Source organism: Streptacidiphilus alkalitolerans (assembly GCF_042511045.1).
Lineage (GTDB): Bacteria > Actinomycetota > Actinomycetes > Streptomycetales > Streptomycetaceae > Streptacidiphilus > Streptacidiphilus alkalitolerans.
Genome location: NZ_JBHEZX010000006.1, coordinates 267,954 through 289,525, shown reverse-complemented (window position 1 = coordinate 289,525; position 21,572 = coordinate 267,954). Strand labels below are relative to the sequence as shown.

16 protein-coding genes, 1 tRNA gene and 1 other RNA gene are annotated in these 21,572 nt (G+C 68.7%); 9 read left to right on the top strand and 9 right to left on the bottom strand.

From position 1 onward, the window contains the following. Window positions 1-20 precede the first annotated feature (20 nt). Window positions 21-398 carry a MerR family transcriptional regulator gene (locus tag ACEZDG_RS16385; RefSeq protein WP_380509307.1) on the bottom strand — a complete coding sequence of 126 codons (378 nt, stop codon included), beginning with the start codon at window positions 396-398 and terminating at the stop codon, window positions 21-23. A gap of 157 nt (window positions 399-555) precedes the next feature. Between ACEZDG_RS16385 and ACEZDG_RS16380 the strand changes: the two genes are divergently transcribed. Next, window positions 556-1,629, top strand: coding sequence for an alkene reductase (locus tag ACEZDG_RS16380; protein ID WP_380509304.1), 1,074 nt, complete (start codon window positions 556-558; stop codon window positions 1,627-1,629). Between the two features lie 81 nt (window positions 1,630-1,710). Here the strand turns inward: ACEZDG_RS16380 and ACEZDG_RS16375 are convergent, their stop codons facing one another. From ACEZDG_RS16375 to ACEZDG_RS16365, 3 genes are all read right to left on the bottom strand, one after another. Beyond that, on the bottom strand, window positions 1,711-1,857 hold the full coding sequence (locus tag ACEZDG_RS16375) for a hypothetical protein (RefSeq protein WP_380509302.1): 147 nt from the start codon (window positions 1,855-1,857) through the stop codon (window positions 1,711-1,713). Window positions 1,858-2,073: 216 nt separating this feature from the next. Beyond that, entirely contained in the window at window positions 2,074-2,688 is a 615-nt protein-coding gene (locus ACEZDG_RS16370) for a hypothetical protein (RefSeq protein WP_380509299.1), read from the bottom strand. A gap of 66 nt (window positions 2,689-2,754) precedes the next feature. Continuing rightward, entirely contained in the window at window positions 2,755-5,130 is a 2,376-nt protein-coding gene (locus tag ACEZDG_RS16365; RefSeq protein WP_380509296.1) for a tetratricopeptide repeat protein, read from the bottom strand. A 497-nt stretch (window positions 5,131-5,627) separates the two neighbouring features. Between ACEZDG_RS16365 and ACEZDG_RS16360 the strand changes: the two genes are divergently transcribed. Further along, window positions 5,628-6,383: a DUF6928 family protein gene (locus tag ACEZDG_RS16360; RefSeq protein WP_380509294.1), complete on the top strand. Its 756-nt coding sequence runs from the start codon at window positions 5,628-5,630 to the stop codon at window positions 6,381-6,383. An 844-nt stretch (window positions 6,384-7,227) separates the two neighbouring features. Here ACEZDG_RS16360 and ACEZDG_RS16355 read toward each other — a convergent pair. Next, entirely contained in the window at window positions 7,228-9,474 is a 2,247-nt protein-coding gene (locus ACEZDG_RS16355; protein WP_380509291.1) for an NACHT domain-containing protein, read from the bottom strand. Then, window positions 9,465-10,538, bottom strand: coding sequence for a hypothetical protein (locus ACEZDG_RS16350; RefSeq protein ID WP_380509288.1), 1,074 nt, complete (start codon window positions 10,536-10,538; stop codon window positions 9,465-9,467). The genes ACEZDG_RS16355 and ACEZDG_RS16350 overlap by 10 nt, the downstream gene beginning before the upstream one ends. A 213-nt stretch (window positions 10,539-10,751) precedes the next feature. Between ACEZDG_RS16350 and ACEZDG_RS16345 the strand changes: the two genes are divergently transcribed. Continuing rightward, window positions 10,752-11,117 carry a hypothetical protein gene (locus tag ACEZDG_RS16345; protein WP_380509285.1) on the top strand — a complete coding sequence of 122 codons (366 nt, stop codon included), beginning with the start codon at window positions 10,752-10,754 and terminating at the stop codon, window positions 11,115-11,117. Window positions 11,118-11,257: 140 nt separating this feature from the next. On the opposite strand, the gene ACEZDG_RS16340 is transcribed toward ACEZDG_RS16345, so the two are convergent. Beyond that, the gene (locus tag ACEZDG_RS16340) at window positions 11,258-13,147 is read right to left on the bottom strand and encodes a DNA/RNA helicase domain-containing protein (RefSeq protein WP_380509282.1); all 1,890 of its coding nucleotides are present in this window, start codon (window positions 13,145-13,147) and stop codon (window positions 11,258-11,260) included. A 125-nt stretch (window positions 13,148-13,272) separates the two neighbouring features. On the opposite strand from ACEZDG_RS16340, the gene ACEZDG_RS16335 reads away from it, so the two are divergent. Then, a complete protein-coding gene (locus ACEZDG_RS16335; RefSeq protein ID WP_380509279.1) occupies window positions 13,273-15,051 on the top strand; it encodes an HNH endonuclease in 1,779 nt (592 codons plus the stop codon). A 445-nt stretch (window positions 15,052-15,496) separates the two neighbouring features. On the opposite strand, the gene ACEZDG_RS16330 is transcribed toward ACEZDG_RS16335, so the two are convergent. Together ACEZDG_RS16330 and ACEZDG_RS16325 are read right to left on the bottom strand one after the other, a co-directional pair. Then, window positions 15,497-15,994 (bottom strand): hypothetical protein, encoded by a 498-nt coding sequence (locus ACEZDG_RS16330; RefSeq protein ID WP_380509276.1) that lies wholly within the window; start codon window positions 15,992-15,994, stop codon window positions 15,497-15,499. Window positions 15,995-16,164: 170 nt separating this feature from the next. Continuing rightward, window positions 16,165-16,249 (bottom strand) — tRNA-Ser (locus ACEZDG_RS16325). A gap of 131 nt (window positions 16,250-16,380) precedes the next feature. Between ACEZDG_RS16325 and ffs the strand changes: the two genes are divergently transcribed. The 5 genes from ffs (at window position 16,381) to ACEZDG_RS16300 (ending at window position 21,443) form a co-directional block, all read left to right on the top strand. Then, an RNA gene (ffs, locus tag ACEZDG_RS16320) (signal recognition particle sRNA small type) lies at window positions 16,381-16,479 on the top strand. A 46-nt stretch (window positions 16,480-16,525) separates the two neighbouring features. After that, a complete protein-coding gene (locus tag ACEZDG_RS16315; protein ID WP_380509273.1) occupies window positions 16,526-18,808 on the top strand; it encodes a DNA polymerase III subunit gamma and tau in 2,283 nt (760 codons plus the stop codon). A gap of 654 nt (window positions 18,809-19,462) precedes the next feature. Beyond that, window positions 19,463-19,804, top strand: coding sequence for a YbaB/EbfC family nucleoid-associated protein (locus ACEZDG_RS16310; protein ID WP_380509270.1), 342 nt, complete (start codon window positions 19,463-19,465; stop codon window positions 19,802-19,804). A 354-nt stretch (window positions 19,805-20,158) separates the two neighbouring features. Then, on the top strand, window positions 20,159-20,758 hold the full coding sequence (gene recR / locus ACEZDG_RS16305) for a recombination mediator RecR (protein ID WP_380509267.1): 600 nt from the start codon (window positions 20,159-20,161) through the stop codon (window positions 20,756-20,758). After that, entirely contained in the window at window positions 20,751-21,443 is a 693-nt protein-coding gene (locus ACEZDG_RS16300; protein WP_380509264.1) for a DUF5063 domain-containing protein, read from the top strand. The genes recR and ACEZDG_RS16300 overlap by 8 nt, the downstream gene beginning before the upstream one ends. Window positions 21,444-21,572: the final 129 nt, after the last annotated feature.

The window sequence follows — 21,572 nt, the reverse complement described above, 5'->3', positions numbered from 1 at the left end:
GTTAGGTGGGCTGCCGCCCGTCACCCGGCGACGGCGAGCCTCAGCAGTTTCCTGTGCGCCTTGGCCGTGACCACCAGCTCGTCGAGTGCGTCCCGGGTCCGCATGAGGTCGTCGATGTGCGCGGAGAGCCGGTCGCGCTCCTGCGCCATCCGCTCCAGCGCGGCGTCGGAGTTCTCCTCGCTCGGAGTGTCCACGCAGGGCAGCACCTCGGCGATGGTGCGGCTGGACAGGCCTGCGGCGTAGAGCCGTTGGATGAACGCGACCCGCTCGATCTCGTCCTCGGTGTAATGCCGTTGTCCGCTGGTGCTGCGGGTGGCGGTGAGCAGCCCCTGCTCCTCGTAGTACCGCACCGACCGGACGCTGACCCCGGCCCGTGCCGCGAGCTCTCCGATCCGCATGGGTCCTCCCGGTTGTGTGCTGCGTCACAGCGCTTGCCTCTGACATCAATGTGAGGTTTTAGCGTAGCCGCAGTACCCCCGTACCGGGGACCGCGCACCGCACATTGCACACCGTGCGCCGTGCGCCGCACACCGCACTTCGCGAAGGAGTCCTGACGTGACGACCCTCTTCACCAGCCACCGGCTCGGTGGCCTGACGTTGCCCAACCGGGTGGTCATGGCCCCGATGAGCCGGGTCAGGGCCGCCGCCGGCGGCCTGGCAACGCCGTCGATGGCGGCCTACTACGCGCAGCGGGCCACAGCCGGGCTGATCGTGAGCGAGGGCGTGCAGCCGAGCCTGATCGGGCAGTCCAACCCCGGGACGCCAGGGCTGCACACCGACGAGCAGACCGCCTCCTGGCGCCCGGTGACCGACGCCGTCCACGCCAACGGCGGACGGATCTTCGCCCAGCTCATGCACGGCGGCAGGGTCTCGCACCCCGACACCACCGGCCTGCAGCCGGTCGGCCCCTCGGCCGTCCCGGCCGTGGGCGACGTGTTCACCCCGACCGGTCCCCAGCCCGCCCCGACACCCCGCGCCCTGGACACCGCCGAGGTGCCCGAGCACGCACAGTCGTACGCCCGAGCTGCCCGCCGCGCCGTCGACGCCGGCTTCGACGGTGTCGAACTGCACGGCGCCAACGGCTACTTGATCTCGCAGTTCCTCTCGTCCAACGCCAACCTGCGCACGGACCGCTACGGAGGCCCGGTCGCCAACCGGATCCGGTTCGCCGTCGAGGCCGTCACCGCGACCGTCGAAGCCGTCGGCGCGGACCGGACCGGCATCCGGCTCTCCCCGGGCGCGGTGTTCTGGGGCGTCGAGGACTCCGGCGTCCGCGAGCTCTACACCGAGCTGCTGACCGAACTGGCCCGCCTCGACCTGGCGTACGTCCACCTGGAGGCCACCGCGGACGAGGAGGTGCTGATCGCCCTGCGCCGGGCCTGGCCGGGCACCCTGATCATGAACCCGGTGCTGCCGATGGGGCCCAAGCAGACCGGCCGGGACGACGCCGACCACTGGCTCGGCCTCGGCGCCGACCTCATCAGCTTCGGCCGCGCCTTCCTCGCCAACCCCGACCTGGTCGAGCGCCTGCGCGGCGGCCTCCCGATCGCCCCGGTCGACGAGGCCACCTACTACCAGGGCGGCGACGCCGGCTACCTGACCTACCCAGCCCACCAGTACGAAGCCTGACGCCCCGTCAGCAAACGGTGCCGTCCAGCTGCGGCCCCGGCGGAGCTGGCCGGCGCGGGCGGGAGAGCCCCATCGCCGTACTCAGCCCCTCCCGGGGCGGCGCGAACGCTGCGACTGAACAAGGGAGGCAAAGCCGACGGCGCTCAGCAGCACGACGGTGAGCTGTCGGGCGGTGTCCTTCCAGAGCAGGTGGATCATCCAGTGGGATATGTCATGGGGTGCGTTCACGCCGGTGATCGTAAGCCACTGGGCCACGTCTTGGCTGATGGGAGGCCAACCGTCGCGGATTCTTGACTTGAGTGGCAATCAGCCGACGGGGACGTCCCGCCCCACTCATGGCACGCCGGCCGGGAACTGCCAGCAAATGTCACGCCGCCCACAGCGGCACCGGCGCGAGGGCGGGGGCGGCCGGGCGGACCCGGTCGCCCCCGGCCCTCTTCGGCTTCAGCGGGGTTCGAAACCCGCTGGGAAGCCGTGGATCCCTTGGTCGGTGACGGATTCTTCGGGTATGTGGAGTGGGCAGACGCTCCAGCGTTCGGCGATGCGCATCACATCCTGTTCGCACGGCATGGCGTTCATGAACGCATCCCACTCCTGGTCGCCCCAGGACTGCCACCCGTCCTCGAGCTGGCGCTCCCCGACGCCGAGTTCCCGCTCGATGTCCGTCCGGTCGCCGACGTGCAGCGGGACGGAGCCGTTGCCGTAGTAGTAGGCGCGAGTCAGTTCGCCGGCGTCGGCCCTGGCCCAGCCGTGGCAATCGCCGATCCGGTCGGTGCTGAAGAACTGGATTTCCCCGAGCTGTGTGCTCAGCGACCGCAGCCAGTCCGGGAACCACGGGTCCGCGGCATTGAAGCCGGCGGTCAGGTGGATCCTGCCGTGGGCCAGCGTCCACGTCGGGTCGGGCTCGGCCCGGGCCACGAAAACCCCCTGCCGGTAGGCGGCCTCGGTCCCGTCCGTCCAGCCCATCTCCTCCCGGTGCCGCAGGCCGAGCGCGTCAGCCACCACCTCCGGCGCAGCGTTACGCACCGCCACCCACGTCGTCTTATAACCGATCCCCACCGTTCCCCTCGCTCCCGTCCCTCGATGCCAGGCCCTGTGCAGGGTCTCACCGGCGGTCGGGGTAGCTCAAAATCCCGACGTGATGTCCCTCAGCAGGGCCCGTGCCCCTGGTTCACCTGCTTCGGCAGCCATGACCAGCCAGCGGATGGCCTCTTTCTCGTGGCCTTCCTCATGAAGGACAAGAGCGAGATTCCTCATGGCTTCGGCATCCCCGGCCTCGGCCGCTTGGCGATACCAGCGCTTTGCTCGGGATGGGCGCCCGGTTTGGGCGAATATTGCACCCAGGTTGTATGCGGCATCGGGAAGACCGGCTTTTGCAGCCATCACGAAACAACGAATGGCCTCATTGAACCGGCCAGCCGTGGCGAGAAGCTCCCCGAGTGCGCTCGCAGCCATGGCGCTACCCATCTCCATGGCCTTGCGCAGCCAGTCCTCCGCTTCACCCGTCTGCTCTGCCACGGCGAGGGCAAGGCCAAGTCGCAGCACTGAATCATGATCCCCAGCTTCGGCGCCCCGGCGATACCACTCTGCTGCCTCTTCCGTTCGGCCGAGCTTCCCCATGAGGTTCCCCAAATTGCTGGCAGCCCCGGAGAATCCTCCGTCGACAGAACGGCGATACCACTTCTCGGCCTCTGATACTCGGTCTATACGGTCATAATAAGCGCCCAGGTTATGAGCCGCCTCGGCCGATCCGCGATCGGCGGCAAGACGGTACCAGTATTCGGCTTTTTCGTCCTCGCCGGCGGAGGTGTGAAAAAGCCCGATGTTGAATGCCGCGAGACTGTCCCCGTATTCGGCTGCCAGGCTGTACCAGTGCTGTGCCTCATCGGGCCGACCAGTGTTGTTGAGTAGATTTCCGAGATTACAAGCGGCGTTCGCCTCGCCCGCTTCAGCGGCCAGCCGGTACCACTTCTCGGCCTCTTCGGTCTGGCCTGCCTCATCGAATTCGAAGCCCATTTGGTACTGGGCCGGAGCAAAGCCGGATTCTGCGGCCAGTCGATTCCACTGCTGAGCCTCGTCCTCGCGGCCCTCCCTTCTGAGGAGGATGTTCAGGTTGAAAGCAGCGGTCATCTCACCGGCCTCGGCGGCTTTTTGAAACCAGGTCTTCGCCTCGTCGCCACGGCCGACCTCCAGAAGCAGGACACCGAGGTTGTACATGGCACCAGGGATCCCGGCCTCCACCAATGGACCCCAGGCTTCCTCCGCCACCTGGTACGACACCTCGGTCGCTGCCTCTGCCGCGTTCACCCCGACACTCATCAGATCGCCCACCGTGATGGAGTTGGCCAGGCTCAACGGCCACAAAAAATCTGGGACCGGTACCGCAGGCTTGAGATTTTCGATCTGATCCACGAGGTAGTCGAAGGTGTTCCATTCTCCGTCGGCATCGGGAATGAGCATGCTTGTGACGCCGAATCGAACGCTTGCTGCCCATGTCAGCGCGTCTTCAAGCGACTCGGGTCGCAGCGCTGGGCCACCATTGGCGGCCAAATAGTGCTCGTGCAGTTCGACGAGAATGTCCTGCCTGTACGGAGCGGCCAGGCCGGTCCGGCTGAGGTCAATTGCGGCTGCCACCAGGGCCGCGCCCCGGGGATGGCCGCCCACCCGGCTGGAACGGCGCCACTCGGACCAAAGGGCCGGTCCGGCGGCCAGGTACTCTGCCACGCCGTACGGGCCGTGATGGGCGACAGCGTCAGCGATCCGCGCGTCGGTCTGGCGTCGTGCCCGTTCGAGTTCGGGGTCACTCCAGGTCCGCTCTAGATCAATGGGATCGGTCCGTGCAAGTACCCGAGCGCCGATCCGGGTGATCTGTTGTACGAATGGGTCTGTGGATGAGACGGAGTCCTCGTATCCGGGCGCGTTGAATACCTCGAAGCGTCGCGTGCGCATGGTGGCAAGGACCGGAACACCCAGCCGTTCGAGATCACTGAGATTCTGCTGGTCGAGCGCCCCCGGCCCCAGGTAGGCGTCTAGATCGTCCAGCCACAGTACGCACTTCACTCCGCTCCGGGCGATCGTTTCGATGGCGGGAGGCAGTTCGTTCCCAACGCTGGGTGCCAGCACTCGGTGATCGGGCAGAACGACGCGCATCGCCTCAAAAGCCGTCCGGGTCTTACCGGCTGTTGAATCTCCAACGAGCAGTACGATCCCGCCGTGTTCCGCTGCCGCTGCCAGTCGAGTACGAATCTCCAGGTCCGCATCACGCTCGATGTAAGGAGGCACGCCATCCCCATCGTCGTCAGGGCGGGCACGGTGGGTCCCAGCAGAGAGGGGATCCCAGTCACGCGCCAGGGGCCACTGATCAGGGGCGCGGAACTGGGCCGCAGGCGGTGGGGCGGGTTCGGTGAGGGTCACGGACCCACTGAACTCCTGAGTTTGGATGACCAGGCCCTTGTAGACGCCGCCACTGATCTCATTGTGGCTCTGGTCCTGATCAGGCACGCGATCGTCCATTGAACGTTTGCGTGAACGCGGCAGCGCCATCACGGCCCCGACCGGGTACGGACAGCCACGTCCTGGGCATTTCCCAAGCTCCTCGAGGAGTCGGATCGAATGCTGCCACCGTAACTGATTGGCCCATCAGCATGGAGAGCCTGTCGGCAATCGGTTGGGCGGAGAACAACCAGTAGCACGTGACGGAGTTTATGGGTTGTGGCGATTGCCATCTGTGTGGAGTGGAGGAGAGCGGATTGCGTTCCGCCCTGCTATCTGGTGACACGGTTTCAGACACCCGATGTGCTCGCGATTCCGGGCCGAACCGAGCGCCCCGCCGGTGTCGCCGCGTGTCGCCCCGCGTGGCTGCCGCGGGTGTCGCCCCCGCCTGGAACGGGCTGCCGCCGGCAGGTTTCACTGGGGCCGTCTGTCGTAGGGGGTTGTTACCTTGTGGCCCGTTCGAAGGCCGGATGTTCCGTACTGACAAGACTTGCGAAGGGTGGGCCATGGGTGCCAAGACCGCATTACTTGCGTACATGGATGCCGAAGGGCCCAGTGCACTGCGTCCGACAGTCGCGGCGGACCGCGAACGGACCGAAGCGCTGGTCCGTCGGCTGTATCCCGGATGGGAGATCGCCGATGCTGCCGCTTGCGAGCTCGGCGAAGCGACCTACCCACCGGAGGGGACTGCTTATGTCGGGAGCTTCCCAGGGATGGACATCGTCTGCGATCGGCACTGGATGGGCGACTTCCCGACCCGACTGGCGCAGTACCTGATCGACGCAAGTGCCGGGCGCAGAATGGTCGTTCACTGGATGCACAGTGTGGTGGACTTCTTCGCCTTCGCTGTGTGGGAGGACGGCCGACTGGTCCGTTCCCTCAGCCTTTCGCCAGACAACGGGATCGTGGAGGACATCGGCGAGCGATTCCCGTTCGAAGCGCCCTACTGGGCGGGCGAGCACCCGGTGAAACGGATACCCGGCTGGCCGGTGCAGGGCCCGTACCCGTTGCCGTTCCATCCGCTCGAACTCGGTGAGGAGGCTCTGCGTACGTTCTTCGGGTTTGTCCTGGAGGGCCGGCCGGTGCCGGCTGACATCGACGCCTCTGCGGTGGAGCTCCGAGGTTTCCGTCTCAAGGACCCGCAGGGGCCGGATCCTGTGGTGCGGCAGGCGGCGATCGCTGCGGCCGTCGCTCGGATGGGGCCGCCGCGAAGGTTCGGATTCGCCCCGGACGGATCCATGGTTGAAATCGACTCCCGCTGACCCTCCGAAGTCGAAGCCCGCGGCCGGTAAGGGGATTCGACCCCCGCGGCCGGGTGGGCGGGATACCCGGCCGGGGCCTGCTGGGGTACGTTCGAGTGGTCGGCCTGGGAGGTCACGGCGTGAAGGACAGCCGAGCGGTGGACGGCGTGCTGCCGGAAGTGCCCATCCCGCGCTTCCCCATGCGGTGGTCCGAGCGGCTCCGCTACCGCCTGCTGGGTGTCGGCGGGGGCGAGTCGGCGCATGCGCGGACGGTGCACACCGTGGCGGTGACCGCCATCAGCGCGCTGGCCCTGCTGAGCGTTCTGGTCGGGCCGCCCTGGCGGCGGCCCCTGGCCGATGCGGTCGGCCTGCTGGCGGCGCTGCTGATGGTGCGGCTCGCCGGGAGGGCCTCCTATGCGCGGCGGCAGCAGCGGTTCGAGCCCGAGTGGTTGCGCGAACGCAGTTCCGCGCTCCGGCGGCAGGAGTTCGAGGTGCTGCGGTTCTCCGTCCAGGAGCCGGACGTCGTGGTGGGCGGTTGGCGCAGCTACGACCTGGGCCGGGCGCAGGACGTCCGAAGCCTGGTGACCCGGCAGCGCCGTGACCGGGACACCGGGGAGTTCTCCGGGACGAGGATCGAGTTCGCCTACTGGACCGACCAGGGCCGGGCCCCGGGGGTCGCCGAACTGCGGCGCGCCCTGGCCGAGTTGACCCTGATGCCGCGGTTGGACCCGGCGCCGGCGCGGATCCGCTTCCCGGACGCCCACTACCTGCGGCGTCCGCTCGACGGCGGACGTACGGCCAGGTCCGCGTACTGGCGGCTGGTCGGACCGGTGATGCTGACGGTGGTCGACGTACACGCCCCGGCCTACGGCGGCGGCGGTCCGGCGGAGGCCCCCGCCGCGCTCCCCGGTGTGCCGGGGGCGCCGGCTGCGCCAGGTGTACCGGTTGTGCCGGTGGTACCGGTGCTGCCGGCTGTGCCGGGAACGCCAGGTGCACCGGACAGGCCAGGGGCGCCGGACAGGCCGGGTGTGCCGGCCGGCCCCGGTACGCCGGGTGTGCCGCCGGTCAGGTGAAGCCGGAACAGCTCGTGCTTGAACTCGTAGTAGCCGTTCACCTGCCGCAGCACCCCGTGCTGATGCGCGTCCCTGAGGAAGGCCATCAGCCGCAGCGGTGTTGACCCGCGCAGGGCGAGCCAGATGCGGGCGGTGCAGAACCGCCCCCACGCGCTGGAGCCGACGGCCAGCAGGCCCAGGCCGACCGCGCTCAGCACCGCCCCGCCGGCCCCGCAGATCAGCGCCAGCTGACCGGCGGACAACTCCCTGAGGATCACCAGGTGGTCCAGCCGGGGCCGGTGGCCGGCCGGGAAGGACGCGCCGAGGTACGCGCCGGTGAGCCCGCCGGGGATCGCACCGGCCAGCAGCGAGTAGACGACGACGGCGCGGTCGGTGGCCAGCAGGCCCTCCGGGGTGATCGCCTGCATGGGGTCGCTCGGCTCGCTGGCGTACCGTGCGGCGGCGAAGGTGCAGCCGCTGAGCGCGGTGCCGATGACGGCGTAGTGGATCGGCCCGTACAGGAACCAGACCATCGCCCCGCAGGCCGCGCCGCCGAGCAGGCCGCTGCCGATGACCCGGCGCAGCGCGTAGGTCGAGCGGGCCCGTTGGCTGCGTAACCGGGGGCGGTCCCGGCGTGGTTCGTCCGGTGGCACCGAGGAGACGATCAGGGTGCCGATGATCCCTCCGGCCACGCCGATCCAGAAGCCGGTCCACGGGTGTTCGAACAGCAGGAAGTACCCGGCGCACACGGCCGAGCAGGCCACCACGGCGTTGAACATGGCGACGGACAGGTTCACCGATTGCGGCACCTGGGAGTGCAGCCGCCACCAGGCGAGGACGCCGGTCCCCGGGGTGACCTGCCTGGCGAGGAAGGTGAGGTAGCGCCGTGCGTCCGCGGCGGAGACCCGGCCGTCCTTGGCGGTGCGGGGATAGACGGTGCTGATCAGGTTGCCCAGCAGGTAGTGCTCGATCCGGCTGGCCGCACCCGGGTCGGTGGCGGTCAGCAGACTGCTCGGCAGCGGGTCGCTCTGGGCGACCGCCAGCGAGAGCACGAAGGGTGTCCGCAGCGCCGTGGCCGCCGCCCCGTCGGGCCGGGTCCGGAGCTCGTCGAGCAACGGGGCAAGGGCAGGGTCGCCCCCGATCGGCGCGGCGGCGGTGAGCACGCTCCGGATCTCGCCCGCCTCCAACGGCAGCAGCTGGACGATGGAGGTCTGACGCAGCGTCCGGCCGCTGTTGGCCTGCGCGAACGCCTGGATGCGCGAGCTGAGCACAAACGACCGGCCGCGCAGCTCCTCCTGGATCCGCTCGATCGCACCGGCGGGATCCTGCATCTCGTCCAGCCCGTCCAGGACCGGCAGCAGATGGTGCTCGACGAAGCGGTCGACGACCTTCGGGCCGAGCGCCTCGTCCCTCAAGGCCGGTACGGAGATCAGGAGTTGTTCGGCCAGCCAGTCGTTCAGCGGCTTGTGGGTGTCCCAGGCGGAAAGCGGGAACAGCATCGGGAGCACGGTGTCCTGCTCGGCCAGCGCCCGGTTCAGCAGGATGCACGCGGCGGTCTTGCCCGCTCCCCGCTCCCCGGTCACCACCAGTCGGCTGAGCCGCCCGCTGCGGGAGTTGTCCCGGAAGGTCTCGGTCAGGCGCTCAAGAGTCCCGCCGGCGATCAGGGCGGTGCTCAGCTGCGTGGTCCGGTCCGACTCCGGTGCCAGGGACCAGCGGATATTGATCAGCCGGCCCTCGTAGAGGTCACGGCTCTGGATCTCCCTCGCCCAGGTGTCGGCGTTCTTCAGCGCCAGCCCCCGCGCGTGGTCGAGCGCCGTCTGCTCGACCGTCGCCCGGTGGCCGCTGCTCTCGCGGAGCGGAGCGAGCACCAGGCCGACGATGCACAGGAACACAGGAATGGTGGCGACCCACAGGTCGAGCGGTTTGAGGCTGTGGGTCCGCAGACCCCACCAGGCGGCGATCGGGGTGGCCACGAGCAGGAGGCCCAGGATGCCGTAGATGGCGAGGAGCAGCAGCCGCCGCGGCCCCAGTCGTCGAACCGCCCCAAGCCCTACTCGCACGGCGTCTCCTCGTCCGTCTGCTCCGTCTGCTCTGTTTGCCTCGTTTGCTCCGCCTGCCCCGTCGCCGTCCGCTCCGGCGGGCGGGTGATGCGGTCACGGTCGGCGTGGGGCAGGGAGTTGTCTCCGCGGGTCAGGAAGGCCAGTGTGCTGGACCGCCCGGCGGCCCGGCCGAACTGGCGGCCGAGGGACGGCAGCCGACGGTGGGCCAGTGCCTGGAGCAGGAGGAAGAACAGCATCCCGCAGTAGAGCCGGGTTCCCCTGCGGCCGTACTGCGCCAGCATCCGCCGGCGCAGTACCCGGAACCGCAGCCCGATGTCGGCGAGGGTGACCAGGCTCAGTGAGGCCAGCGTGGTCACGCCGTTGCGGCGGTCCTCGTCGACGTCCACGTAGTCGTCGAGCATCTGGAAGGTCACGCCGAGGTCCATCACCAGTTCTCGCTCGACCAGCCCCAGGCGGGGGTTGACCAGGCGGCACAGCACGAGGTTGGCGTGCGCGCCCTTGCCCTGGGTGATCTGCTCCAGGACGGCGGGACTGATGTCCGCCTCCCGCTGCCGGCACGAGAGCCGCTGGAACTCGTGCAGCGACCGCAGGTCCGCGAACACGGCCGCGTCGTCCGACGCGGTGATCCGCCGGGCGATCTCCTGGACGATCCACACCAGCAGCCGCTCCCCGTCCAACTCGGGAGTCTCGGCCCGCCCGCCGAAGAGGCTGCCCAGCCGGTCGCCGATGCGGGGGTCCACGTCGCCGTCGATCAGGTCGTCGTAGAGGCGGGTCGCGGCGCCGGCCAGCACCACGATCTCCAGGGACGGTTCGCAGCGCGCGGTGTACGCGTAACTGAGCATCGCCAGACCGAACTTCGAGCTCATCGTGCGCAACGAGACGCCGATGCGCGCCCGTTCACCGGTATCGCTGATCACCCGGTTCAGACTGGGCGCCACCACCCGGTCGAAGGCCGCGTTGAGCCCCTCGATCCGCTGGTACGCGTGCCCGATCGCCGCAGGCAGCCCAAGGGCCAGTCGACCGCAGCGGAACAGTGCGGCGATCTCAGCGGACCCCTGACGCATGTCATGCTCCCCCCAGTGCGTCTGAGATTGACATACCATCATGGCCCAGTAAAGACGTGCCGCCTTCCCCCGGCCTCCCGCCTTCCGGGGCCCGCGCCCGCAACCGCCCCCTTCCCGGCGGCGGGTGAGTTCGGCGACGGTGTCGGCGACCTCGTCCACCTCGTCCTCGGTGTTGTGATCGCCCGCGGGCCAGTCATGCGGCGACTGCAGGAGATGCGAAGGGTCGAGGACTTCTTCATCACCAGACTCCTGCAGGAGGCCGCCATCGAGTTGGTCAGCACCCCGGCCTGGGACCGGCGCCTGCGCAGGCTGTCCGCGGCGCTGCGGGAACGCTGCGCGGTGCTGGTCGAGGCCCTGGCCCGCGAGGTCCCCGACTGGACGGTCACCTGGATGCCGGTCGGCGCCAGGGCACACGGCGTGGCCCTCAACTCCGGCAGCCGCTACTCCCCGACCGAACCGCCGACCACCCTCCTCCGGCTGGGCTTCGCAGCCGCCGCATCCCCGGTCGAACTCGCCGAAGGCGCCCTCCACCGCAGGTCAGCCACAACCGCTCCCAGCCGAGGCAACAGGCCCACGTGACCCCGGGGGCGGCTGGCCACACAACTCGCCGGGCGGGGTGACCCGGATCATCGAGAATGAATCCATCAACCATCAACTGACCCTTCTGCCTCCGTGCGTGACTGGCGGCCGCTGTTGCGAGTCCGGTCCTGACGAACTGTTCAGGAGGTGCTGCGGTCGGAGGGCGGTAGGAGACTTCGCAGGTACGCCTGAGTGGGGCCGTCCATCGAGTACAGACGGGTGGCGCGGCTGCCCCGCGTGGCCAGGACGCGATACACGTTCAGGGCGTAATGAAGGTAGTGGTCAGGGGATAGCCTATTCAGCTTGTCGTCATGGCTCAGATGGGGCTGACCGACCCACCGGTCCCCCCGTCTGACGACATCACGGCCCAGGATGACGGCGCTGTGCGTGTACTCCATTCCCTGGGCGGTGTAGATGCAGCCCACCTGTCCGTTTCCACCTGCGTCCGTCGCCCAGAAGGGACGGCCCGGCACGTCAGAGACACCCAAGGGTCCTTTGGTCCCCTTGAAGTTCCATGGGCGACACCACAACCTGGGCTGCCCGGAACTGTCGGCCCACGGGATCTCGACTTCGGGTAGCAGCGGCACGCGTTCGCCCGACTTCCAAGGCCAGCAGAAGCCCGCAGTGATGCGGGCAGTCTGCTCGGGTCGCGCGTCCTGGAGGTCGCACCACTGAGCGAGTTCCTCCGGGTTCTCCATGAGTCCGAGGTCGTATCCCGCACCCGACCAGGTCGGCACTGCGGGGTCGTCGGAGAAGAGCCGGTCGATCCAGCGCACGTATCCTGGTGACCCGTTGCAGCGGAACTGCGTGTCCAGGTTGACGGGGACGAGTTCGACGCTTTGCTCATCGGCGTAGGCACGCAACTGATCGAGAGTCACTCCTTCATCGGGGCGGACGACTTGGCGTTCGTCCAGGAAGAGGACTACGACTGCGACCTTTCGCAGCAAGTGATCAAGTGTCCTGGGGAACTGGGTCGTTGTCGCACCTCTGGAGCCGCCCCGGATGCGGTGCGCCTCGTCGACGAGGACCACACTGTCGGATGTGAGCCCGCCGGGCACCGCGTCGGTGAACGTCCGGACGAAGGAGCGGTACTTGTCACTGAGCCGGCGTTGGAGTTGGTGGCTGATCGTCCCCGAAGGAATGAACAACTTGGGATTGCCGACCCGGCGCTTGCACAGATCGCCCAGGACTCGGCAGGCAATGGCTGTTTTGCCCGTACCGGGGCCACCGGTCACGACGACGATGGTCTTCCGCCCGGACTGTGCCCGCCTTTCGGCGGCCTTGGCCGCGTACCAGATCTGTTGGCGGGCGGTGTCCTGCGCACCGATCAGGTTGAATGCGGGGTGGTCCTCGATGACGGCGCTTGCACGCGCCATGAGTTCCCTCGAGGGGCGGTGCGGCGCATCGAGCAACGCCTGAACCTGGCCTTCCAGGGGAGCCCGCAGATCCGCACAGCACAGTATCGCGGCCAACTCGTTTGCTTGGCGGGCGCGTGCGACATCCTCGTGGCCGACCATCGGATACTCGCCGCCGGACACTCGGGCGGCGGCCTGCCTGAGCATGTCCACCGTTGCCGGTGGCGCTTCGTGCAGATAGGCAACGCCACCCGTACGGAGTGGGGGCTCCAGCAGGTCGATCTCCTCGCGCAGGTAGCGAACGTAGCCGCCCACCTGTCGGGCCGGATTCGAAACTTCCCGTCCGCCCACTGTCACCAGGCCGGGCTTGTCCGGGTCGATTGCCACATGGCTCCACTGCTTGAGTTCGATCGCCAACGCGCCGAGGCCACCGGTGAGATGGTTCCCCAGGAGCAGGGCATCGACCCGCTCGCCCGTTGCCGGGAGCGAGTACTCCAGAAGGATGTACAGATCGTTCAGACCTGCGGCTTCAAGTGTGTTCAGCAGTATCGGCCAGCTATGGCGCCAGCTCTGTACCTCTTCGGGGCTGGGCTGGCAGCCGTATATGTGTTCGAATCTACTCGCGCATCGGGAGAAGAAGCCGCTCTTCCCGAGCGCCAGGGCCACCTCGGCCACGGGTCCTGCGTAGAGCTGCACGGTAAGGATCTAAGCAGTTCCTGCCGTTTCCTGGCTCAAAGGGGTACGCCTTGGACGGAAGATGTGAGCAAGTTCTGTCACAGGGGGCTATTAGGCTCCTCGCCATGGGGCTGAGTGATGTGACTCGAGCAGGCATTCAAGCGGCGATCGACCAGTACCGCGAGGCCGGGCGTGAGCTGGTCGGCATTCGGTACGGCTGGGAGGACCACGCCGCATACGACGTCGTCGTCGACGGACAGCGCTACAACGCGGCGACTGTGGCTGCTGCCGCACACCTGCTCAGCACGAACGCTCCGTTGCCTGAGACAGGGCTTGCCGCAGGCGATCCTTCGCTGGCGGAACACCTGCGTGGGTTGGGTCTCGATGTCCGAGCCGCAGAACCGGCCCCAGCAGTCCAGTTGGTTCTCCAACCGAGGGGCGGGTCTCGAGAACGCGGTCCGCAACACTTCGACAAGTCGGTCCGACGCGGGATTCCGCCGGCCCAGATCGAAGCTGTCCTCGGAAGCGAGGTCGCCGCCGGCATCCGTGCCTTGTGTCCGGACGGGGTTGTCCGCCTGTGGGGTTCCACGCCGACGGAGATGTCCAGCAACGAGAAGGCGAAGGCGCTGGCGGGCCGGCGTGCGGGCGATCATGTCCTCTTCTACGCGAAGGAGAGCTTCCTCGCTCGCGCCGTCATCCTGCGGCTCATCGAGAGTTCGATGCTCGCCAAGGCTGTGTGGGGTAGTGACGAGAAGGGCGCTACCTGGGAGCACATCATGGTGCTCGGGGAGGTGGAGGAGTTCGCCGTCCCCGTTCCCGCACTCGGCATACTGCGGATGTTGGACGTCCCGACTCCGTTGCGAAGCCTCACCCTTCGCTCGCCGGACGACTACGGGCGCGTCGCCCGGCTCCTGCCGACCAGGCGCTACGGGTCGGCCGCGGCGAGGGGCACTCAGGAGGCTCCCAGACCGCTGGGCAAGCGTGACTTGCTGAAGCGCCTCGAGACGAGCGACATCAGGAGCAGCACTCCCGAGGGACGGGCGTCCGCACAGTCTCACGATCTGGGCTTGCTCTGGGGGCTTGCCCGGCTCGTGAACGGCAGACCGGGCCAGGCCGCCTGGCCGACCTTCCGGGATGAAGTCGGGCCGCTGCTGGCGGAATTCACCCCCGCAGGCTCGCAGATCGCGCCCGATCACGTCTTCCGGGAACTGCAGGACAGCGGGCTGTGGACAGTCTATGAAATCGGCGAGCACAACAGTCCGCCCACGCTCGAAGCACCCGTCGAGGAGCAGCCGATCGCCGGTCTGGCTCCTGCTGTGGCAGAGCTGCTCCAAGACCCTCCCACCCGCCTCAAGGGGCTGGAGTTGCTGCTGGACCGTCTTCTCGGCGGCGCGGACCGCAACCCTCTGCTGTCCCGGCTCGGACTGTCCGGCTATCAGTCTGCTGACGGTCAGATCGACGATGATTGGACGGGGCTGATCGAGACGGAAGGGGGCAACGCGCCGACGGCGGGTCCCGTACCTCGCCGACAGCGCACGTCCTTGACCCTCCAGCGCGACACCAAGCTTTCGGCAAAGGTCAAGGGCTTCTACGCCAACAGCTGTCAGATCTGCGCAATTCGTCTCACCTTCAGGGGCAAGGCCTACAGCGAGGCAGCCCACATTCGGGGACTCGGCTCGCCGCACGATGGGCCGGACGAACTGCGCAACCTCCTGTGTCTGTGCCCGAACCACCATGTGCTCTTCGACGGCCTCGCGATCTTCATCGACGTGGACTACAAGGTCAGACATGTCGCTGACGGCGAGCAGATCGGCGTGCTCACGCGCCACCCCAAGCACTCGATCAATAAGGAGCACCTCGACTATCACCGGTCTCTCTGCCGTATCAGCAGACCATCCGCGTAGCACCCACCGTGACCGGGCACCGGGGGAAGGAGGCCAGGTCGTACGGCTCTCCCGGTCTGGACGGATCAATGGTGGAGATTGAATCCCTCTGAATCATCCACTCCCCGCGGACAGGCCTGCCGAGAGACCAGGCCTACCAGGTCCCGGGCCGGGCGCAGAAAGCCAGATGCTCGTCATGGTGATTCCGCGATGGCAGCGCCGGCCTGCGGGTCGTAGCCGACCAGCCCGTGTGCCAAGGCGAGACTGATGAAGTCCGCGATGCTGCCGCCTCGGCTTGTATGGAGGGTGACCAGCACAAATAGCGACAGATCCGCTTGTACATCCAGATCGGAACGACTGGACGCTCCCGCTGGACTCGAAACGCTCTGTGATGCCCTCGCCAGCATCGTCGTAGAGGTCTCCAATCACGGGCAGTCGTCGAGGCCGGCTCTACCGTCGCCGCTATTCAGAGCTGCTGGCTGATCCGGTGAGCCAACTCTTCGAAATACAGTTGGAGGCTGCCGGCGGCAAGGTCGAACTGATCGAACCACGAGGCGGTGGTGGACCTCCAGACCTGCCCTGAGCCCGCCAGCGCCAACAGATGGCCGCCACCGTCACTGGCGAACACCAGGGCAGGTTCTTCGCCTTCGATCTGGATGGCCCCGTACTCGCGGAAGTGGCTTGCGACCGTTGCGGCTGGGTGGACGAAGTAACCGCTGCCGATGTCGGGCAGGGAAACCTCGTCGATCACCCAGTACATCGTGGTCAGGTCGGAGGGTATCGGCGTCAGTTCCACGAGCGCGTCCGTGGCCTCGTGGCTCTCTTCTGTCGCGCGGGAGACCACGTTCTCGCCGGGCGGGAATCCGTGCCGTGCCTGAAACGACTGCACCAGTTCCGCGAGTGCCGCGTCCGCCTGGTCGCACCAGCCGCGAACCCACTCAGCATCAAGCCGTTCGCCAACCATGGTCGACCTCCCCAGCCCCAAGGGACTCGGCCTCCGCGAGTCCGGAAGAAACTACAGGAGCGCTCATGGGATTCCGCTACGTCCGAGGGAGGAGAGCGCTCCGATGCCGCGAGTTGAGAGGGGACACGCAGAAGCCCCGCACCGGTGAACCGGGCGGGGCTTCTGACCTGCGGAGGATACGAGATTCGAACTCGTGAGGGGTTGCCCCCAACACGCTTTCCAAGCGTGCGCCCTAGGCCACTAGGCGAATCCTCCGTGGGAGAGCTTACTAGACGTTTGGGGGTGCTCGTGAACACGTTTTGGTCGGGCTGACCTGGGGGGCGGTGGGGCGGGGTGATCGGGGTGGGGGTGGTCGTGGGGGGTGTCGGGGATCCGCTACGCTGTTTCCCAGCCCCTCGTGTGGCGCTATCTCGCTGAACTCCCCCAGGGCCGGAAGGCAGCAAGGGTAAGTGGGCTCTGGCGGGTGCACGGGGGGTCCTGTCGTTTTCCAGGGGCCCCCGCTTGTCAGTGGGGACCGTTAGGGTCAGTGACGTGTCGCTCGCTCTCTATCGCCGCTATCGCCCCGAGACCTACGCCGAGGTCATCGGTCAGGAGCACGTCACCGGACCGCTCCAGCAGGCGCTGCGGAACAACCGGGTCAATCACGCATACCTGTTCAGCGGCCCGCGCGGCTGCGGCAAGACGACCAGCGCCCGCATCCTCGCCCGCTGCCTCAACTGCGAGCAGGGGCCGACGCCGACGCCCTGCGGCGAGTGCCAGTCCTGCCGGGACCTGGCGCGTGGCGGCCCCGGCTCCATCGACGTCATCGAGATCGACGCCGCCTCGCACGGTGGTGTCGACGACACCCGTGACCTGCGGGAGAAGGCGTTCTTCGCGCCTGCCTCCAGCCGCTTCAAGATCTACATCATCGACGAGGCGCACATGGTCTCGACGGCGGGCTTCAACGCCCTGCTGAAGGTGGTGGAGGAACCGCCCGAGCACCTCAAGTTCATCTTCGCGACGACGGAGCCCGAGAAGGTCATCGGGACCATCCGCTCGCGCACCCACCACTACCCCTTCCGGCTGGTGCCGCCGGGAACGCTGCGGGACTACCTCGCGGACGTCTGCGGGCGGGAGGACATCAGGGTCGAGGACTCCGTCTATCCGCTGGTGGTCCGGGCCGGGGCCGGGTCCGTGCGTGACTCGATGTCGGTCATGGACCAACTGCTGGCCGGGGCCGACGAGGGCGGTGTGACGTATGCCATGGCGACGTCCCTGCTCGGGTACACCGACGCCGGGCTGCTGGACGAGGTCGTGGACGCGTTCGCGGCCCAGGACGGCGCGGTCGTCTTCGGCATCGTGGACCGGGTCATCGAAGGCGGCCACGACCCGCGCCGCTTTGTCGCGGACCTGCTGGAGCGGCTCCGTGACCTGGTCATTCTCTCGGCAGTACCGGACGCGGGGGAGAAGGGCATCATCGACGCCCCCGCCGACCGGATCGCGATCATGGAGCAGCAGGCGCGGGGCTTCGGACCGGCTGAGCTGAGCCGGGCCGCCGACATCGTCAACACCGGGCTGACCGAGATGCGGGGGGCGACCTCGCCCCGACTGCAGCTGGAACTGATCTGCGCGCGGGTGATGCTGCCCGGTGCGTACGACGACGAGCGATCGACACAGGCGCGGCTGGACCGGCTGGAGCGGCGGACCTCTTTCGAGGGAATCGGGGGAGGGGTGCCGGGGGTCGGCGTAGGCGCGGGTTCGGCGCAGGCCGCGGCTGTGTCGGGGCCTGTTCCTGCGGCGGTGGCAGGGCCGGGGAGCGGGATCATGCCGGTGATTGAGGCGGCGCCGGCGCAGTATCACCAGCCGGTGCAGTCGATGCAGCCGGTGCAGCCTGTGCAGTCGGTGCAGCAGCAGGCGCCCGTTGCCGTTCCCGCACCCGTGTCGGCGGCGGTTCAGCCGCCTGCGGCGCAGGCCGGGCCGCCGCGGGGGGCCTGGCCGGTGCCGCGCAGTTTCGCTCCGGGGGGTGGGCCGGGGAGCCCGGCTGGCCCGGGGGGTGGCGTTGCTGAGCAGCCTCGGCAGGCGGCAGCACCCGCCGAGGCCGCGCCGGCGCCAGCGCCGGCGCAGGGTGGTGGCGGGGTCGGGCAGGTGCGGCAGATGTGGCCGCAGGTGCTGGAGGCGGTGAAGGGCCGACGTCGGGTCACCTGGATGCTGGTGCAGCAGGCCCAGGTCGCCGGCTTCGACGGGAGCACGCTCCAACTGTCGTTCGAGCATGCGGGCAGCAGGGACGGCTTCGTCAACGGCGGCCATGAGGACGTTCTGAAGCAGGCGCTTCAGGACGCTTTCGGCGTGTCCTGGAGGATCGACTGCGTCATCGATCCCTCTGGGGGCGGAGGCGCGGGCGGGGGAGCAGGCGGAGGCGGCGGGGGACGAGCGGGCTTCCAGGGGCAGCCGCAACCACAAGGGCAGGCTCCGGGGCCGGGACAGATGCAGGGGCAGGGGCAGGGGCAGGTACAAGGGCCACCGCAGGGGCAGGGCGCGACTCAATTCGCGCCGCCGCCTGTGGTGCAGGCTTCTCCGCAGCCTCCGGCACAGCAGCAGGCGAGACCGCCGCAGCAGCAGTCCGCGCCTGGGCCGATGCCGAGCACGCCGCCTGTTCCACCGCAGGCGCAAGCGGCTCCGCCGACCGTTGCCGACCTGCCGCCGATGTCGCCCGACGACGAGACGATTCCGGAGGAGGAGGCCGGCGGATACGGCCAGGGAATGGTCTCCGGGCCTGAGTTGATCATGCGCGAGCTGGGCGCGACGGTGATCGAGGAGATCAACCACGAGCGTTGATGGCTGCGCGGGGGGGAGTGCGGCGGGTGACGCGCGGATGCGCGGAGGACTGGTAGCTGAGGGCTGGGTTGGGGCGCGCTGGAGTCCACGCGGGTACGTGCGCGGGCGCACGGATGCGCGGGGGTTGGGAGTCGGGGTCGGGGTCGAGCCGGGGCTCATGCGGACCGGGAACGGGGCGGGCCCAGGCGCGCGGAGATTGGTGATTGGGGCCGGGGCGAGTTGGGGTTCACGCGGGCGCGGGGTGGGCGCAGGCGGGGCGGCCGGGCGCGGTCGTGATGGTGGGCTCGGGCATCGGGCCTGGGGTGTCGCACGTTGTGGCGTCGCTGCTGGCCCCGTGGCCCCACCCCATCTCCAAGCAAATGCATCTCCAGGCAAATGCGCCCCTGACCGACCCGGGCGGCCCGGCGCCGAGCCGAGGCTGACCCCGTCCCCGTCCCCGTCCCCGTCCCGGCGCGTCGCAGTCACCTGTCTCCGCCCCGTCCCCTCGCCGACCCCGGCAACGATCGCCACACCGACACCGAACCCGACCCCGGCGCTGCTGTGGCGCATCGGCGGCGGGGTGTCGCTTTGACCACGTAGGCTCAGCGCGAAGCGTCCGTGCGTCGGCGAACGCGATCGCAGAACCGACGGCAGAACCTCAGACAGGAGCGAACCATGTTCCCCGGTGGTGGACAGCCCGACATGCAGGCCCTGCTGCAGCAGGCCCAGCAGATGCAGCAGCAGCTCGCCCGTACCCAGGCCGAGCTGGCTGAGACGACGGTGCAGGGCACGGCCGGCGGCGGCCTGGTGCAGGCGACGGTGAGCGGTACGGGCGAGCTCAAGGGCCTGGTCATCGACCCCAAGGCGGTCGACCCGGACGATACCGAGACCCTGGCCGACCTGGTCCTCGCCGCGGTACGGGACGCCAACGCCGCCGCGCAGAGGCTCGCGGCCGAGCGTCTCGGCCCGCTGGCGCAGGGCTTGGGCGGCGGCGGGATCCCCGGCCTGCCGTTCTGACGAGCGGATGGTCGGCTGGCCGGAAGGCACTGGCTGGAAGGCGCTGGAAGGCGATCGCCACCGGCTGACCGGCCTGACCGGCTCGACCGGCCGGGGTCGACGCCACCGGACGACCGGAGACCGGACGACCGGACGGACCGGATGGCCAGCCAGCCGGGATGACTGTAGGAAGACTCCTGCGCGCCCCCGGCGCATGGGAGCCGGGTGTGCCGCGAGACTGTGGCAGGGGCCGCGGCCAGAGGATGATGGCAACCGCGGTCTGATAACTGAGTAACCGCAGGGTTTTGAAGCAGTAGACATCCAGCGGTATCCAGCAGCAAGCAGTTCGAGCGACGGAAAGGCAGGGGCGGAAACGTGTACGAGGGCGTGGTTCAGGACCTCATCGACGAGTTGGGCAGGCTGCCCGGCGTCGGTCCCAAGAGCGCGCAGCGGATCGCCTTCCACATCCTGCAGTCGGACCCCGTGGACGTCCGCCGCCTGGCGAGCGCGCTGAACGAGGTCAAGGAGAAGGTCCGTTTCTGCGCGGTCTGCGGGAATGTCTCCGAGTCGGAGCGCTGCCGGGTCTGCCTGGACGCGCGCCGCGATCCGACGGTGATCTGCGTCGTCGAGGAGCCCAAGGACGTGGTGGCGGTCGAGCGGACCCGTGAGTTCCGCGGCCGGTACCACGTGCTCGGCGGGGCGATCAGCCCGATCGACGGTGTCGGTCCGGACGACCTGCGGATCAGGGAGCTGATGACCCGTCTCGCCGACGGTGTCGTCACCGAGCTGATCCTGGCCACCGACCCCAACCTGGAGGGAGAGGCGACCGCCACCTACCTGGCCCGGCTGCTGAAGCCGATGGGCCTGCGAGTGACCCGTCTGGCGAGTGGCCTGCCGGTCGGGGGAGATCTGGAGTACGCCGACGAGGTCACCCTCGGACGTGCCTTCGAAGGGAGACGACTTCTCGATGTCTGACACCACCACGAACACCACCATCACCACTGGCACCAAAGCCACCGGCACGGCGGGGCACCGTCCGGAGGAGCCGGACGACTTCGCGGTGCAGATCGCGGACTCGGTGAACAGCTTCGTGCTGTCCGTCCACGAGATCGCCAAGGGCGACGAGCCCGGCAGTGCGATCTCGCTTCTGCTGCTGGAGGTCTCGCAGCTGCTGCTGGCCGGCGGTCGGCTCGGTGCGATCGACGACGTGCTGCCGGAGGACCGCTACGAGCCGGACACCGGCCCGGACGCGGACGAGGACGACCTGCGCCAACGCCTCGCCGACCTGCTCGCGCCGATCGACGTCTACCACGAGGTCTTCGACCCGTACGGTCCGGCGGACAAGCCGGTGCCGTGCCGGATCTCGGACGACCTGTCGGGTGTGGTGACCGACCTGGAGCACGGCCTGGTGCACTACCGGGCGGGACGGGTCTCCGAGGCGCTGTGGTGGTGGCAGTTCTCCTACCTGGCCAACTGGGGCTCCACCACGACCGCGGTGCTGCGCGCACTGCACTCGCTGGTGGCGCATGTCCGCCTGGACAGCCCGATCGGCGCCCCGGCCGACGGCGCCGACACCGACGACGACGGGCTGACCGACGAGCAGCTGGGCCAGCAGGCGGGCGAGTTGATGGCCGCTGAGCTGGGCGTTCAGGGCCTCTAGCGAGCCAGGTCTCTAGCGGGCCATGGGGGTCTGCGGGCCGTAGGGCCCCTGGTGGTCTTCAGGGGTCGGGGTCGGGGTCGCCGGGGATCTCCAGGAGCCTCCGGTGGAGACTTTGGCAGCCGCCGGCGG